We start from the raw sequence: 315 nt of genomic DNA, 5'->3' as shown, positions 1-315 counted from the left end.
CACCACCAGAGATGATGAGGTTGCCACCACTACCGGTATTGCCGCTGATCACACCAGCAAAAGTATCTGCTGCGTTAGTCATGGTCAGAGTCTTGCTGCCTAATACGACCGAGCCAGAGCTGTTACCAGATAGGCTAATGATGGAGGCGCCAGAGGTGGTGCCACTGATATCGAAGGTCGCGTTATTGATCAGGCTGCTTGAAGTAGCAATGGAGCCTGTGCCAGTTAAGGACAGAGTGCCGGCTGATACGGTAGTGCTGCCAGTGTAAGCATTGGCGCTATTGGTTAGGACTAAAGTGCCTGCGCCAGTCTTAG

General features: G+C 52.7%; 1 protein-coding gene. It reads right to left on the bottom strand.

Annotated features, from left to right (window positions below; all coding sequences use genetic code 11):
• Positions 1-315: autotransporter-associated beta strand repeat-containing protein (locus ICE90_RS10770; protein WP_216192514.1), on the bottom strand; the 315-nt coding region annotated here is incomplete at both ends.

Origin of the sequence: Polynucleobacter sp. AP-RePozz3-80-G7, from assembly GCF_018882145.1 — a bacterium.
GTDB lineage: Bacteria > Pseudomonadota > Gammaproteobacteria > Burkholderiales > Burkholderiaceae > Polynucleobacter.
Note: the sequence above shows the minus strand (reverse complement) of the source record. Positions and strands in the feature narration are given on the sequence as shown.